The 13,757-nt window shown below is 64.1% G+C and carries 16 protein-coding genes; 5 read left to right on the forward strand and 11 right to left on the reverse strand.

The annotated features are described in order from the left end of the window. Positions 1–5 precede the first annotated feature (5 nt). Positions 6–836 (reverse strand): HNH endonuclease family protein, encoded by an 831-nt coding sequence (locus F8O06_RS07605; RefSeq protein ID WP_225733403.1) that lies wholly within the window; start codon positions 834–836, stop codon positions 6–8. A 37-nt stretch (positions 837–873) separates the two neighbouring features. On the opposite strand from F8O06_RS07605, the gene F8O06_RS07610 reads away from it, so the two are divergent. Beyond that, a complete protein-coding gene (locus F8O06_RS07610; RefSeq protein ID WP_158037782.1) occupies positions 874–1,902 on the forward strand; it encodes a KTSC domain-containing protein in 1,029 nt (342 codons plus the stop codon). A gap of 138 nt (positions 1,903–2,040) precedes the next feature. Beyond that, positions 2,041–3,222, forward strand: coding sequence for a hypothetical protein (locus tag F8O06_RS07615; protein ID WP_158037781.1), 1,182 nt, complete (start codon positions 2,041–2,043; stop codon positions 3,220–3,222). Here the strand turns inward: F8O06_RS07615 and F8O06_RS07620 are convergent. From F8O06_RS07620 to dut, 7 genes are read right to left on the reverse strand one after another with little or no spacing between them, the layout of a single operon-like run. Then, positions 3,199–4,155, reverse strand: a complete 957-nt coding sequence (locus tag F8O06_RS07620) for a DNA-methyltransferase (protein WP_192496841.1) — start codon at positions 4,153–4,155, stop codon at positions 3,199–3,201. The two genes, F8O06_RS07615 and F8O06_RS07620, sit on opposite strands and share 24 nt — an antisense overlap. Before the next feature lie 47 nt (positions 4,156–4,202). Beyond that, the gene (locus F8O06_RS07625; protein ID WP_158037779.1) at positions 4,203–6,704 is read right to left on the reverse strand and encodes an ATP-binding protein; all 2,502 of its coding nucleotides are present in this window, start codon (positions 6,702–6,704) and stop codon (positions 4,203–4,205) included. Positions 6,705–6,715: 11 nt separating this feature from the next. Continuing rightward, positions 6,716–7,867, reverse strand: a complete 1,152-nt coding sequence (locus tag F8O06_RS07630) for a hypothetical protein (RefSeq protein ID WP_158037778.1) — start codon at positions 7,865–7,867, stop codon at positions 6,716–6,718. 5 nt (positions 7,868–7,872) lie between these two features. Then, positions 7,873–8,439 carry a hypothetical protein gene (locus tag F8O06_RS07635; protein WP_158037777.1) on the reverse strand — a complete coding sequence of 189 codons (567 nt, stop codon included), beginning with the start codon at positions 8,437–8,439 and terminating at the stop codon, positions 7,873–7,875. A 49-nt stretch (positions 8,440–8,488) separates the two neighbouring features. After that, on the reverse strand, positions 8,489–9,112 hold the full coding sequence (locus tag F8O06_RS07640; protein ID WP_158037776.1) for a hypothetical protein: 624 nt from the start codon (positions 9,110–9,112) through the stop codon (positions 8,489–8,491). Positions 9,113–9,159: 47 nt separating this feature from the next. Beyond that, complete coding sequence (locus F8O06_RS07645) at positions 9,160–9,537, reverse strand: hypothetical protein (RefSeq protein ID WP_158037775.1); 378 nt, start codon at positions 9,535–9,537, stop codon at positions 9,160–9,162. A 51-nt stretch (positions 9,538–9,588) separates the two neighbouring features. Continuing rightward, a complete protein-coding gene (dut, locus tag F8O06_RS07650; protein WP_158037774.1) occupies positions 9,589–10,011 on the reverse strand; it encodes a dUTP diphosphatase in 423 nt (140 codons plus the stop codon). A 109-nt stretch (positions 10,012–10,120) separates the two neighbouring features. Between dut and F8O06_RS12240 the strand changes: the two genes are divergently transcribed. Then, positions 10,121–10,294, forward strand: a complete 174-nt coding sequence (locus tag F8O06_RS12240) for a hypothetical protein (protein ID WP_192496863.1) — start codon at positions 10,121–10,123, stop codon at positions 10,292–10,294. Positions 10,295–10,303: 9 nt separating this feature from the next. Here F8O06_RS12240 and F8O06_RS07655 read toward each other — a convergent pair whose 3' ends face one another. The 3 genes from F8O06_RS07655 to F8O06_RS07665 are packed head-to-tail and all read right to left on the reverse strand — an operon-like array spanning position 10,304 to position 12,401. Further along, complete coding sequence (locus F8O06_RS07655; protein WP_158037773.1) at positions 10,304–11,152, reverse strand: hypothetical protein; 849 nt, start codon at positions 11,150–11,152, stop codon at positions 10,304–10,306. 3 nt (positions 11,153–11,155) lie between these two features. Beyond that, on the reverse strand, positions 11,156–11,524 hold the full coding sequence (locus F8O06_RS07660) for a hypothetical protein (RefSeq protein ID WP_158037772.1): 369 nt from the start codon (positions 11,522–11,524) through the stop codon (positions 11,156–11,158). Positions 11,525–11,564: 40 nt separating this feature from the next. Then, the gene (locus F8O06_RS07665) at positions 11,565–12,401 is read right to left on the reverse strand and encodes a hypothetical protein (RefSeq protein WP_158037771.1); all 837 of its coding nucleotides are present in this window, start codon (positions 12,399–12,401) and stop codon (positions 11,565–11,567) included. Between the two features lie 239 nt (positions 12,402–12,640). Here F8O06_RS07665 and F8O06_RS07670 point away from each other — a divergent pair, with 239 nt between their 5' ends. Together F8O06_RS07670 and F8O06_RS07675 are read left to right on the forward strand one after the other, a co-directional pair. Next, positions 12,641–13,066: a hypothetical protein gene (locus F8O06_RS07670; RefSeq protein ID WP_158037770.1), complete on the forward strand. Its 426-nt coding sequence runs from the start codon at positions 12,641–12,643 to the stop codon at positions 13,064–13,066. 62 nt (positions 13,067–13,128) lie between these two features. Beyond that, on the forward strand, positions 13,129–13,704 hold the full coding sequence (locus F8O06_RS07675) for a hypothetical protein (protein WP_158037769.1): 576 nt from the start codon (positions 13,129–13,131) through the stop codon (positions 13,702–13,704). The last annotated feature ends 53 nt before the right edge of the window (positions 13,705–13,757 follow it).

The following is a 13,757-nucleotide window of genomic DNA, read 5'->3' on the forward strand; positions in this document are numbered from 1 at the left end:
CCCGCTCACTGCTGGCAGCGGTCCAGGACACCAGCCATAGCGTCACGCTCCGAATTGGTGACCCAGAGCCCGTACTTCGCTTTCACCATGACCTGGCGCTCGACGTACTGGCAGTGGAAGGCGGTGTTCGCCGGGAGCCATTCGCCGGCGTCTTTGTCGCTCTTCGCCTGGTTGGTCGGGCCGTCGACGGCGAGCAGGTTCAGCGGGTCGTTGGCGAGCTGGACCCGGCGTTCCTGGCTGAGGTTGCGGGCACCGGACTGCCAGGCGTTCTTCAACGGCACGAGATGGTCGATCTGCACCGCAGATGAGGTTGCCCGGCCGCGCTGGTAGTCGATCCCCCGGGCGGTGTACGGGTCTTCGAGGTGCCCGGAGACCACGGTGCACTTGCCATCCTTGCTGACGGCGGTGAGGTCTCGGGCGAGGATGTCGTTGCGGGTGTCGCAGCCGTTGCCGTCGACGTCCTGCCAGGCCGGGCCGAACTGGCCCTCCCGGTTGTAGTCGTCACCACGGTCATCACCGCGAACCGGCAGGCCACCGAGCGTGTCTTTCACCTGACTGACGTCGAAGCCGAGTTCTGAGCCCCGCACCTGAGAGGTCTGATCGCCTTGCCCAGCGATCGTGGTGGCGGCGTCGGCGACAACCTTCGAGCCGTTGGAGAGCACGTCGCGGCCCGTGCCGAACAGGTCCCCGAGAGTGCCCTGCGTCTGCGGGTCGCTCCAGGTGGTGCCGACTGCCTGCTTCAGCGCGTCAAGGGCGCCGAGCTTCATGCTGCCGAGGCCTGCCGCGACGATGACGGCCACCAGGATGACGACGAACTTTGCACTCAGATGCTTCATGTCCCGTCATGTGCGCGGGCAGCACACATCACTGGTCATGAGCGAGCACATCCGTGGCAAAGACATCGGCATCACCCCGGGTAAAGGCACCCCCGGCAGTTTCGCGGAGAAGCTGCAGAGCACGCCGGAGGTGTCGCTTGCGCCTCACGCACTGAACGTCAGCAAGACCGCACAGCAGCAGCGGGCGAAGGCACTCGCTGACAGTAGCCGCTCCGTCGGCGCAGCAGCAGCGTCGACTTCGCTTGACCCGTCGGACACCCGTGGCATCAAGCGGTGGTGGTCGGGGTCGTTCATCTCGGCAGAGCACGAGGCCGCCGGCGCTGGTTTCGAGAAGATGCCCGACGACTACACGCCCGGGCAGACTTCTGGGCGGGCGCTGTCCGGCAACCGCCGCACCCACCGCATGAAATACGAGGGCGCGGGTGTCACTCTTCGGATGCCGAGCGCGACTGCGATCCGCCGCTATTCGGCGACGCACGGGCACCGCACGTTCGACGTGCCGGTTTCGGCGACCATCAACGGCCGCCAGGTGAGCTCATGGGTGCGAGTGACCGAGCATGAGCCTCGAGTCTGGTCGACGAAAGCTCTCGGTTTCGCCCCGAACGACCAGGTGGGGCTGAAGCTCGCGGAGGCTGCCAACGCCGTCCTCGAGTCGCGTCGCCCTCGAACCGCGCTCAGCTCGGTGCGCTCGCTGATGAACCGTCGGCGACAGCGTGCCAAGCAGATGGGCGTGCCTCTCAAGCCGCTGTCTCAGCGTCGAAGCTTCATCAGCGAGGCCGGCTACGACAAGGCACGAGGCGTGCTCGCCATGCGGATGGGCGGGTCAGTCTACGGCTACAAGGTTTCGGAGCAGACGGCGTCTCAGATCCTGAACGCTCGCTCCCCCGGTGAACGCTACAACGCGATCATCAAAGGCCGCGCCCGCCGGGCGAAAGTCGAACTCGACCCGGTCACCGGTCGGGTCTTCGACCCCGATCAGACGAAGCGTCGTTTTGGGGTCAGACAGCAGGACCGCGCGGGTGTGAAACCGGTAAACATCCTCGACCGGGATGCTGCCATCAGCTGACGTCTATTCCGTTGCGGGTGTTACGGGACTATATGCGTCGTAACACCGTGCAATCGGGCCGCGCACATGCCAGCGCGGAGGGGGCACATCGGCTTCAAATCCGCGTATGTGCGCGGAGCCTGACCGTGCCCAGACGCCATGGCCGAGACAACATCACCGTACCGTGCGATCAACGACCAATACGACCAGCAAGCCAAAGACCTCGTCTGCGCCTACTACACAGGCTCCCAGACACCCGATCAGGAGCGACATGTGCGCGGCCAGCTCGCGGCAATCGTCATCCAGGCGAGAGTGGCAGAGCAGGTCGTCTTCGGACGCTATCGGTTCTCAGGCCAGGTCGGCCATGACCTGGTGGATGAGATCGTCTTCGACATTGAGAAGAAGATCGCGGCTATCCGTGACACAGCACGGTCTCATTCGACACTCGATCTGGAGATGATCCGCTCCGGGCGGTCGCTGCTGGGGTGGGCACGGCAGATGATGAAGATGACCGCCCTGTCCAAGCATCGGGATATTCGAGCTCGCGCCGCAAAATCGGAGACCTTCACCGGCATCATCCGCGAGGACCCGTCGGAATCGCAGCGTGCCGGCGCCGCAAGCATCCGACTGGAGTCGGCACTGGCCACCGACGACGAGACCGCCTCAGATGACCAGCGGTTCGACCAGGCACTGGACACCTTCGATCGGATGCTCACGTCTACGGACCGGCGCCCGAGAGAGCTGATGCATCCCGCCGCTGTCGGAGTCCTCACCTACCTGGGGATCTCCGGCCGGCCTGTCGCCACCGTAGACGGTCGACGAGCGCTGGAGCGTTTGCTGCAGACGACACCGTCGCTGCCGCTTGAGTCACTGGCCGCGTGGGTTGCCCTTGTCGAAGGGACCATGACCGCCAGCCAGCAGAGCAGTATCCCGGACCTTGCCCTGCGGTTCTGGGACGGGCTGACACTCGCTGAGGCTTCCACGCTCCTGGAATCAGGGCCTCGCACGACGGCTCTGGTGATGCGGGGGTTCATCGCCGGTGCGATCCGACCGAACGATGAGCAGATCGCCCAGATCGCTGACGCCGCGAGCGCGCTGCTGCCTGAGTCGGCTGAGGAGTCGGTGCCGGAGGCAGTTTCCGCGGTAATCGCTACGAGGTGCTCGCGGGTGCGCGCTGACGGTTCGCTCAGCCCGCTGCGGGAGTCGCAGCAGTGGGATGACCTGCGAGTAGACCTTGCGCTGAAGAGGGTGGCCACCTGCCTGGGCGCCGGCGGTCGTATCGAGCGGATCGAGGAGATGGTTGTCCGTCTCGCCTTGTCAGTCGCGGGCCTTGCAATCTGACATACGTGCCTGAACGAGACGTATCGAGTGGGGGTCAAGGTCGAATCCGATGGCCTCGGCCCCCAGCTCGTCAGCTGCCTGCAGAGTCGTACCTGACCCGCAGAATGGGTCCAGGACGACTTGCCCAGGACGCACCAGTAGGCTCACCAGCCAGCGCATCACAGCACGGGGCTTCACCGTGAGATGCCCGGCCCCGTCGACGGTGGGTCGCTCGCTCTTGGCAGCCTTGGATGCGTAGAACACCTGGTCCACCACGCTCGGGAACATGTGGGCGACCTGCCTGGGGCGCCCGGTGATGACCAGATCGTCGATGAGCTCACGTGTGGTTCCTGCGCCGTCGTCGACGAGGATTGCGTTCGTCGGGAACCGTCCGAGCGCGTGCGTAGAGCTCGCCGTTTCTCTGGTGCCGAGGGGCAGAACATCAGTCGACTGACCCGGCATACGTCCGAGTTTCTCATCGGTCGGCACCCGGCACTGGTCGATCTGCAGGGTACCGGTCCCCCACTGGGCGACACCGTCGGGCATGTTCGTGGCGAACGGTTTACCTGCCAGGCAGATCGGCTCATGCGCCGGTTTCAGCCTGGAGTGCGTGCCGGCGTACTCGTGTGCCAGGTCTGGGCGGCCGGTCTTCACGAACACACGGTCGAAGGAAAGCCCTTTCGTCATGCCGGAGGCGTACAGCCACATCAGCTGATCTCGGACGACGAGTCCGGCATCCTCGATCGCGCAGGCCAACCGATGGTATGTTTTCGAGGCGCCGAATGCTGCGAGGTGCCCGCCGGGCTTCAGCACTCGGGCACACTGCTCCCAGACGTCTGGGTCGAACGCGATGCCGTGGTCATCCCAGTGCAGTCCGGGCTTCTGCGTCTGCCCGATCTCGTAGGGCGGGTCGGTGATGATCACGTCAACGCTCGAGTCGTCGAGCTCCCGCATCAGCTGCCGGCAATCACCTTGTGTCGCACACCATCCCATGCCGACACCTATGCGGGTGAGGTGGCACCTGCCTGTTCACGCGCAATGATGTCCTGACGGTTCGTGGAGGCCCGGGCCAGGAACTCTTTCGACAGACGGATCTCCACCGGCGCGGACCGTCCTGCGAGGTCGGTGATGATGAACACGGACCCCCGGACGATCTCGCTGGTACCGTCAGAATTCCGGCGGCGCAGCGACGCCATGGACGACCAGTTGACGACCTGGCTGCCATCCGAGCCGCCACGCATCGGTTTCTCCATGATCCGCTGGACGACGTCAGGAGTGGGTTCGATTCTGGCGACCTGCAGGGCGGCGATGGCCTCGTTCCTCTCACGGATGTGACCGATGGCGACACGCGAGACATGGGGGCCGAGACCAGCTCGGATGGCACCGGTGATGTCTTGGGAGAAGAAGACAGGCAGCACTCGCATCGAACGGCAGAGACGACCGGCCTCCTCGGCTGCTTCGGGGCTCGTGTTCGTCAGCAGCCATGACTCATCCTGCAGGATCACGCCGTCACGGTTTGTCAGACTCATCATCGCTCCGACGAACATCATCTTCACCACTGCAACGCCGATGCGCTCGTTCAGGTTCCTGTGGGCGTTCGGGTTCGTGGGGAGGGTCAGTCGAGTCTTCCCGAGCTTCAGGAGGGTGGTGCCGTCGTAGGAGCCGAGCGCCGCAGACTCTGGGTGAATGCCGAAGAATGAGCCGAAAAGCGAGCTGTCCTGCTTCAGCTGGAAGATCGGCATCACCATCTCTTTTGACGCCTTGCCGTCTTTGTAGGCGTATGCGAGCGCCTCTCCGGTGCATTTCGCGCCGCGCTGACGCACGCCGTAGGAGATGGCGCTGTTGAGCTCCCGCTCGTAGCGTTCCGGCTCCTCAGCCCATGGGCGGATCTGCAGGATTGTGGCGGCGGCGGTGTCGATCTGTTCCTGCGGGTTGTCGACGGAGAAGCGCAGCGGGTCGAGGGCGCCGTCCGATGAGGCAAGGTCGTCCATGGAGATGACCTGGCCGCCTGAGGCGATGACTGCAGCGGTGTGGTCTGACCCGTACTTGGGGTCGACGATGATGTTCGGGACCGACATGCGGCTGAATTGGTCGGCCATGTTCAGCAGCATCATGGTTTTGCCTGACCCGGAGCCTGCTGCCACGAGGAAGATCGGCGGTACGTCTTCGTCGGCCACGGCGGTGGGGCTCAGCCAGACCGGCTGACGGTCGTTCTGGGTGAACCCCATGCAGATGCCTGATTCGTCGCCGACCGCCGACTGTGACAGCACTCCGGAGTACGCGACCGTCGTGGATGGCAGATCCTCCAGATTTGGGTTGGATCGCCACGGGCTGGCAAGTTGCGACTCCATCCAGGCGACGTCTTGACGGTCGCTCATGGCGTTCATGGAGAAGACTGTGTTCATGCTGATGTCTTCGAGGTCGGCGACTTGCCCGGGGATGGCACAGACGATCGACGTGTCCACCAGAGTCGGAGGTGCGGAGCCTGCCGCGGAGTACGCCTGGTCGATCGACTCCAGCTCGGCGAGCTTCTGCTCCAGCTCGTCTTTGGAGAGCTTGCCGGCTGACTGTCGGTCACGGATGTCGCCACGGTACTGGACGATCTGCCCTCGCACCTCCGAGCGGGTGATCTTCGGCGGCTCCACCAGCCCCCGGATGGAGATCATCGGAGCGCCGACGTCCTGCAGCGCCATCGCCCAGCGCACCCATGACTGGGTCTCCGAGGTGTATTTCAGGTCGAAGTCTCCGACGGCGGCGAACGTCAAAGGTCGCTGCCCCTCGATGTCGTCCCAGAGCTCTGGCTTGTCGAACCCCATCAGCTCGGCAGCCCGGGTCGCTCGACTGTCGGTGAAGAATCTGACGTGGTCGCGGTACGGCACGAAGGGGATGTCGGGGTTCCGTCCGAAGTTCCACCACCCATTCGCGAGTTTGAAGTCACGATCGCGCATGTCGAGCAGTCCGGCGCGTTCGAGGGCGGCGTTCACCTTCTGATAGTCGGCCTCAAAGTCTGAGATCGGCACTCCGCCGGAGACCATGGTGTCGACGACAGACTCGATCGCCTCTTTGAAACCACGGCTGGCGAACTTATTGTTCAGCCGGACACCGAACAGCACGACCTTCTCCTGGGTGACGACGTCTCCGTGAGATTCCACGAGATAGTCGTGAATGGGATGGCCGATCGGCGGCTGGAAGAATCTGGGCACGACCACACTGATCAGATGAAACTGCCGGTAGCGGCCCTTGTTCATGCCGCGTTTTGACCCGCTGACGCTGGCGAGTGATGCGCAGGCCTCGAAGGCGTTGTCGAGCACACGCTGCGCGGCGAGGGCGTCCTCGACGGTCTTCGCGTCACGGATCGGCGCCAGCGGCACGCGCTTGTACAGCCAGACGTCATTGCTGATGCCTTGGATGATGCCGTTCTTTCGGCGGGAACGGACTGTAGTCGGCCATGATGGGTGGACGACTGGCTGGTGCATGCCGCCGGCGTTTGAGTGTTTGCTCAAAGGTTGCTCCTCTACTGCGCATCCATCGGCACCGACGGATCAGGCTGCTGCTGATCGGTGGGTGCTTGGGCGGGCTGTGTCGGCTGGGTCTTCGCCTGGTCGGAGTCCTTCTTGATCTGGCGGCCGGTGACAGCGTTCTGGTAGGGCTCAAGGTCGGGCCCGGTGCCGGTGGCACCCCAGGCCACGACTCTCGGGCTGGCGGTGTTCGCGTTCTCAATGAGCACGTCGAGCGTCTGCTTCTGCCCCTTCGAGTCGACTTCGCGCGGGTCCTGACCGTCCCATGCGACCTTCATCTCGACCTGAGCGATCACCGTCGACGGGTTCTGCTGTGACTCGTAGGTCTTGTCCTTGAGCGTCGGCTTGTACGCCGCCTTCTGAATCATCGTGGAGACAGAGCCGACCTTCGCGAGCGTCATGTACGTGTGACTGGCGTCCTGATCCCCGACCGCCAGACGCAGTGTCGCCGAGTCCCCTGAGGTGTAGGCCTTCGCCCAGTTGTTGACGGCCTCGCTCATGGCATCGGTCTTCGTGGTCTCGACGGTGTCCATCCACGGACCTTTCGTCGACCACCCGCTCGACGACGGTGCGACCGGGAATGCCGACGGCGTGCCGACCGCTTCAGACTGGCCATTGCCGTCGACCGCGACGGTCACGTCAGCCTCGTACACCTGACCGGCCTTGTCGACGAGGGTGAACCGGTGCATCTCCACCGTGTAGTCCTTCTCACCCCAGGCCTGCAGCACCTGCTGCGAGACACTCTTGTCCTGGCTCTTCGTGGAGAAGCCGTCCCAGGAGACGACCGTCGCACCCGGCAGCGGCGAAGGGTCACCGGACAGCCATTTCTGCATTGTCAGCCATGCCGTGGCCTTCCCGACAGAGTCCACCTGGTCGGCCACCTGCACTGCGGCGCTGCCGAAATTCGGGTCCATGACCTTCGTCGCGAGACTCAGGTCGACGACAAGCACAATCGGCATACCGATCAGGGACGCCCAGGCCAGCAGCCGATAGCGCTTGCGCCACTTCGGCTGTTTCGCGTTGACCGGGGACTGCTCATCCGGCACCTCGACAAGCCCTGCACCCTGCCAGGGTGTTTCCGCTGCGTCGCGAGTCCGTGTCTTCGCGCTTGCCTCCGTGGCCTTCTTCTGCTTCTTCGATCTGGCCACGGGGTTCAGTCCTCCTCGAGGGCGCTCACGAAGCTGTCCTCGTAGTCACCTGGAACGTGGTCCACCGCAGCGGGAGCGGCCACCGGCTCTGGTGCTCTGCTCGCATCGCTCTCCGGGGGTGTCGGCACGACACCGCGAGCAAATTCGACTGCCGCCTGCGCCGTGGCGATCGCCTGCGGTGACAGACGAGAGAGAACCTGCGCCGTACGTCGGGCAGCCTGGGTGTCGGCCTGCGGGAGTCGTCCACCGTCTGTTGCGCCGAGTGCCTCCAGCACAGACCAGACAGCCTTGATCCCGTCTCGCTCCAGCGACAGCACCTCCAGCGCAAGGTCGAGCGGGTCCACCGCAGCCAGACGAATGACGTCGGCGATCGGCGTCACTTTCTCGTCGGAAAGGAGAATGCGCGAGATCAGCTCGCTCGCATCCGGGGCATCTGGTCGTGCGACCCCGAGCGCGACTGCTGCGACAGTGACCACCTCATGCGGAACGACAGCGCGGTCGAGGGCTTTCGTGAGGTCAACGATCGTGCGGATCGAACGTCGGGTCAGTGTCTTCTGGGGCTGGTCGCTCATGTTCTCCTCCATCGGGTGGTGCTACACGCGGTACCTATGCGTAGCGACCTCAGAGTGCCGTGACCGCCTCTTCAGGTGTGCGACCGGAGCCCAACAGGCCGATCAGATGAGCTGCCTGCTGGACGCGCCCCTCTACGAGAGTGAATCCAGCTGCGGTGTCCACTGCCGCGAGCGCGTATGCATGCCGACGTTTCGACCATGCGTCGGCTTCAACGACGTCCCGTGAGGCTTTGACTCGCTGGTCGGCTTGCTGGCTGAGGTGTGCGAGCCTGGTGGACAGCGTGGCTGCGTCGCTGAGACTGATGTCTGACGGTTGCAGGTCGAGCTCTGCGACCGCAGTCTGCGCGATCGGCTGACCTGACTGGAAGGCCAACTCATTGAGGACAGCTGCCTGCCTGTGGAGGCTGTCGTCGTCCAGATGTGCGGTCGCTTCCGAGGTCAGCAGCAGGTGCTCTGAAAACACCTGGTTCGCCTCGTAGGGGTCTGCGTCATCGTCTTTCGGCACACGTGACAGGGCGGCGAAGTACGCGGTGACCGCAGCTGCGGGCACATTTGGCTCATCGGTGAGCTGCGGCCCGTCGTAGCCGCTATGGGTGTGTGAGGCGAAAGAGCCCGGTGTCCCGTTGCCGGGCGTGATCCCGAGGTCTACTCCACGTATCGTTCCTGCTGTCATATTCCTGCCCTCCTTCGTCGGTGTTCACGCATGCATGTGTGCTGCGCTCAGGCGGCTTGGGCCGGGCGTTGGCCGAAACTGCGCAGAACCATCACATCGAGCGGGCTCAGACCGCGGATGAGGAGGCTGTGCTCGCCGTTGTGCTCGAAGGGGACGCCGGCGTTTCGCAGCATTGCGCGCAGGAAGTACTGGATGCGGTCGTACTGGTCGTCGAAGTCGGTCGTCGTGATGAGCAGCACACCGTCGTTGTCTGCGCTGGTGAGGCTTTCGTCTGTGATCTTCACGAGTCCGACCGTCTCTGAGCGGTAGAGGCTGTCGTAGTCGATGTCTGCATCTCGCTCGCCGATCACCACGGCGACGACGTGCAACTGCTCGACATGATCGAGGGCCTGGCGGATGCGTGCGGTGATTCTCTGCGTGGTCATGACGTTCGCCTTTCATCGAATCTGTGTGGCACTGCCTCTGTGCGCGGAAGGTCAGTTCCCTGTTGAGCCGAAACCGCCGTTGCCGCGACCGTCTTCGCTTTCCGGCAGCTCGACCACCTGTTCCAGACGCAGGGCCTCGAAACGGAGAGGAATGAGCTGTGCGACCCGCTGGCCGGCCGTGACAGAGATTGGGTGATCGCCTTGCGCGATCAGCAACAGACGGATGTCGCCGCGGTAGCCCGGGTCGATGATTCCCGGTGCGTTCGCCAGCTGGAGGCCTTCTGCAGCGCACCCAGACCTGATCGCGATCATCCCCATCACGCCGAGAGGCAGAGCGACACGCACACCGGTGGAGACGACTGTCGGGCGCATCCCGGGCGTGACGATCGCAGGTTGTGCGGCGTACAGGTCGATTCCTGCCGATGCCGAGTGACCTCGGCTCAGGTGGGGGCCGGTGTAGCGGAGTGTGTCCATGACAGCCCCCTATGCGGGTCGACGCGCGGGGCGAATCTGGTCGGGGTGCTCTTCTGCTGGATTCGGAGTGTCTGCGCGCTCTGGCCTGGCCGTGTCGGAGAATCAGGTCATGGCTCGGGTCGAGATTGCCTTCACTGTTCCGCTCTATGTCTGCGGGTTCGACGAGCAGCAAGTGCAGCGGGTCGCGGGCGAGGGCCCCAGTGTGAGCGCGGCGCAGAGCAGTGCAGAGGCCAGGCTTCCGGACGATGTAGACGTGGTCGACTACTGCGTCTGCGAGGGCTGAGCACTCCCGTTACCCCCACTGCTCGAGAATGATCGAGCCTTTCGGGGTGCTGATCTCCCAGCCTCCATGGTTCAGCTTGGAGTCCACAGCCCAGCGCAGATCCTGCTGATCGTCTGTGGGGTCGAAGCCGAGCTCATCCAGGAACCGCTGAGCAGCATCATCGTCATCGAAGCGACGCTCGGCCACAGCTGTCTCGAAGCCCGACACTCGAAGCTCGTCATCGTCGTCGGTTTTGACCTGGATGCTGCGAATGCCGGGGTTGGTGTCAAGCATCTTGGCCGCCGCCTCCTCGGCGAGCGCGTCGACGTAGACCTGGGCACTCGCCTCCACATCTCGTTCCGCCACTATGAGGTTTCGCGCTGCCTGCGGGTTCGCTTGAACGGGCAGTACATGTGCTGTGTAATCCTCGGTGTCCCACTGAGGCGCTGACTCCAGGTGCTCGTGGGCGTACCCACTGGCGTCAGAGTGGATGGCAAAGTTGTCGAAGTCTTCATCGTGGCCGAGCCGGTCGTTCACGATGTTGCGGACCCCATTGGGACGGTCGTACTCCCAGATGTCCTGCTGTGTGCCGCTCGACTTCCAGACGAACGCTACGGCTTCGGCCTCGCCTTCCTCGGTGTCCCGGTAGATGATCCCCTGCACGTGATCGCCAATATCGCGGAACAGCTCGTCACCGACCTGTTCGATCGCTGCGCGCCCACGGGCTGCGCGAGCTTCCTCGAATCGCTCGTGGGCCGTCTGGACCGCCGACTGTCCGATACCCACTTCTGAGCTGGTCTGAGTCTTGGCTGCGAACTGGCCGGCGTGGCCGGTGGCCTGGTTACCGCGTGGATGCTGACTGGGATCGAATGTGCTCATATGTCAGGTTGTGGGCTGCTCGATCAGTCGTTTCAGCATTCCAGTGAAGATCATCTGCTCAGCCATGGTGTCCGCGTCCGTTGCTGGTTCCTTCCAGTCGAGGGCAATACTCAGCCGCTGCTGAGCGCCTGCGGCAGTCTCCGTTCTGGTGGAGGTGAGTCTCGCCCGGCAGGCGTCCGCCGGCATGTCCAGTTGGGTGAGCAGTGGCGCGATGATCGTCTCGTTGAGATGGGTCTCAGCCGCGGCGACTGGGGACAGTTCCTGCCGCTCAAGGCCCACTTCGGCTCCACTCTGGGCCTTGGCCGCGAACTGCCCGGCGTGGCCGGTGGCCTGGTTACCGCGTGGGTGCTGGCTGGGATCGAATGTGCTCATGCCTCACCATGTGGGCTGCAGCAGCACAGGGGCACCGCAGTCAGATCTTTCGGCGCCGCTTCAGCTGGGCCGGAGTGGGCGGGTACTCACGGTCATGAGCTGCCTGCACGGCGGTCATCACCTGGTCGAGTTCACGGAGCATCTTTCGGCCATGCGTGGCTTGTCCCTGCCCGAGCCCGCGGATGACGCTCTCTCGCTGCGCAGCCTGGTCCCCAAAGGCGATGCCACCATAGCCACGCCATTTCCGGCCTCCGTGGTAGTAGAGGCTGGTGTTCCCGAAGGTCTCGCCGGGCAGAGACACCCAGGCCTTCCCTCCGCTGGAGTGGATGTCCATCCGTGTCCGAGCCCATCCGTCTGCGTTGTGCGGGCTGCGGGCCAGTCTGGAGGTGATGTCGTCGGCCAGCAGGGCCGTCTCGATGTTGTTCCCGAGGTCATCAGGACGGCTCGGGAAGACGACGCCAGGCGAGTGATAGATCTTCGGCACATGATAGGTCGAATGTGCGATCCCCTGTTTCCCGGGACCGTTGACGGTGACGTATCCGGTCCCGGACACCGTGCCCATCTTCTCAATGACTTCGATCTCGAATTCGTGGCCTTTGTACTGTAGGCGGCCATGCAGGCGCTCGTACGCTCGCCCGTTCGGGGGCAGGGTCACTGTCTCCGGCTCTAAGTCAAAGGTCACTGAGTCGACCCCGTCGAAAGCCGAGATCGTTCCCGCAGCCCGTTCAATGCTCTCAGAGGTCCAGAGCCCAGAGCCTGTGGGCGTGGCGTGGCTGAGCCCGATCTCCGCGTCGGTCTGGGCCTTGGCCGCGAACTGCCCGGCATGGCCGGTGGCCTGGTTACCGCGTGGGTGCTGACTGGGATCGAATGTGCTCATGCGCCAGATTGTGGACTGCTGCGGCACAGTGGTGACGAGGTCAGTGTTTCCTCCGCTGTTTGAGCCGGGGGCTGCGGGTATTCGCGACCATCACCTGGCTGGGGACAAATGCGTCCACCGAGCGGAATACGGAACGATCCATGCCTGATGAGTGCCCAGCTTGAGACTGTCCCGCGCATATGTGCGCTTGAAGTCACATCAGCACATGGGGTTACAGCCTCAGGACGACAAGGATGACGATGAAGCTCTCACCGAAGGCTGCCGCACTGCGAGCCCTGCTCGCCTACGCCACCGGCACCGACGCTCTCCCTACCTACGAGGCCCCCGGCCCGCGGCACCCGCACGGCCGAGAGGTCGCACCCTACTGGCGGATCATCCTCGAATCGGCTGTGCCTCGCCGCGACCTGCTGAAGACGGCCCGCGTTCTCGAGGCAGCCGGGGTGTACGGACTCGACCTTGACGAGCCGGAGCAGACGACCTCACTCATCTCCCGCGCATGGGCGGGCACCGAGGAGCGGCGCACCGATACCAGCGAGCGAGCCTATGAGGTCTGGCTGACTCTCCACGCCGCCCGCATCCCGGACCCGTGGATGCCGGTCGCGATCGCAGCGCACGGCGGCTGGCACCGACTCGATGAAGAGCTGATCGACGCGATGCGGCACTGAGCGCGTGGGTCAGCTGGAAGCAGAGTTGACCTGACGGCCGCAGCACGCGCACAGGTGTAGTCATGACACGTTCGCATCAAACCTTCCCGGCACTCATCGGCATTGGCGGCCACTACCGCTCCGGCAAAGACACGTTCGCAGAACTGCTGCAGGAACATCTACGTCCGCTGACCATCACAGGGTTCTCGGCACCATTGCGTGAGGCGGTCAGCCGACTCAATCCGTATGTCGAGCCGGGTGTCCGTTACCTCGATCTGGAAGCGGAGCGCGGGTTCATCGGAGCGAAAGCCCATCCTGAGGTCCGTAGGCTCTATCAGGCGCTTGGTACCGATGTTGGGCGCAACATCATCGGCGAGGACTGCTGGGTCGACATTGCGCAGAGTCGAATTGCTGCGTTGCGCGGGACCGGGGTGAACGTGGCGATCACAGGTGTCCGTTTCCCGAATGAGCTGGGCATGGTCAAACGCCTCGGTGGGGTGACTGTGTGGATCGAGCGCAAGGTCGAACGGAACCTGTCAGGTCACGCCTCGGAACGTTCCCTCACCTCCGGAGCATTCGACGTCGTCATCGGCAACGACGGCACACTCGAGGACCTCGCGCAGGCTGCGTCCGACTTCGTCCGAGGTCACGTGTACTGACGGCGGTCAGCGGGCCGGCGGCATCGGCGGTATCGGCCCGCGATCCCTCCGTT

It is taken from the genome of Pseudoclavibacter sp. CFCC 14310 (genome assembly GCF_008831165.1).
Taxonomy (GTDB): domain Bacteria; phylum Actinomycetota; class Actinomycetes; order Actinomycetales; family Microbacteriaceae; genus Pseudoclavibacter_A.

What these genes read in the sequence shown, in the direction of transcription:
- F8O06_RS07605 (WP_225733403.1), bottom strand. Translation starts at nt 836, where the DNA reads ATGAAGCATCTGAGTGCAAAGTTCGTCGTCATCCTGGTGGCCGTCATC.
- F8O06_RS07610 (WP_158037782.1), top strand. Translation starts at nt 874, where the DNA reads ATGAGCGAGCACATCCGTGGCAAAGACATCGGCATCACCCCGGGTAAA.
- F8O06_RS07615 (WP_158037781.1), top strand. Translation starts at nt 2,041, where the DNA reads ATGGCCGAGACAACATCACCGTACCGTGCGATCAACGACCAATACGAC.
- F8O06_RS07620 (WP_192496841.1), bottom strand. Translation starts at nt 4,155, where the DNA reads ATGCGGGAGCTCGACGACTCGAGCGTTGACGTGATCATCACCGACCCG.
- F8O06_RS07635 (WP_158037777.1), bottom strand. Translation starts at nt 8,439, where the DNA reads ATGAGCGACCAGCCCCAGAAGACACTGACCCGACGTTCGATCCGCACG.
- F8O06_RS07640 (WP_158037776.1), bottom strand. Translation starts at nt 9,112, where the DNA reads ATGACAGCAGGAACGATACGTGGAGTAGACCTCGGGATCACGCCCGGC.
- F8O06_RS07645 (WP_158037775.1), bottom strand. Translation starts at nt 9,537, where the DNA reads ATGACCACGCAGAGAATCACCGCACGCATCCGCCAGGCCCTCGATCAT.
- dut (WP_158037774.1), bottom strand. Translation starts at nt 10,011, where the DNA reads ATGGACACACTCCGCTACACCGGCCCCCACCTGAGCCGAGGTCACTCG.
- F8O06_RS12240 (WP_192496863.1), top strand. Translation starts at nt 10,121, where the DNA reads ATGGCTCGGGTCGAGATTGCCTTCACTGTTCCGCTCTATGTCTGCGGG.
- F8O06_RS07655 (WP_158037773.1), bottom strand. Translation starts at nt 11,152, where the DNA reads ATGAGCACATTCGATCCCAGTCAGCATCCACGCGGTAACCAGGCCACC.
- F8O06_RS07660 (WP_158037772.1), bottom strand. Translation starts at nt 11,524, where the DNA reads ATGAGCACATTCGATCCCAGCCAGCACCCACGCGGTAACCAGGCCACC.
- F8O06_RS07665 (WP_158037771.1), bottom strand. Translation starts at nt 12,401, where the DNA reads ATGAGCACATTCGATCCCAGTCAGCACCCACGCGGTAACCAGGCCACC.
- F8O06_RS07670 (WP_158037770.1), top strand. Translation starts at nt 12,641, where the DNA reads ATGAAGCTCTCACCGAAGGCTGCCGCACTGCGAGCCCTGCTCGCCTAC.
- F8O06_RS07675 (WP_158037769.1), top strand. Translation starts at nt 13,129, where the DNA reads ATGACACGTTCGCATCAAACCTTCCCGGCACTCATCGGCATTGGCGGC.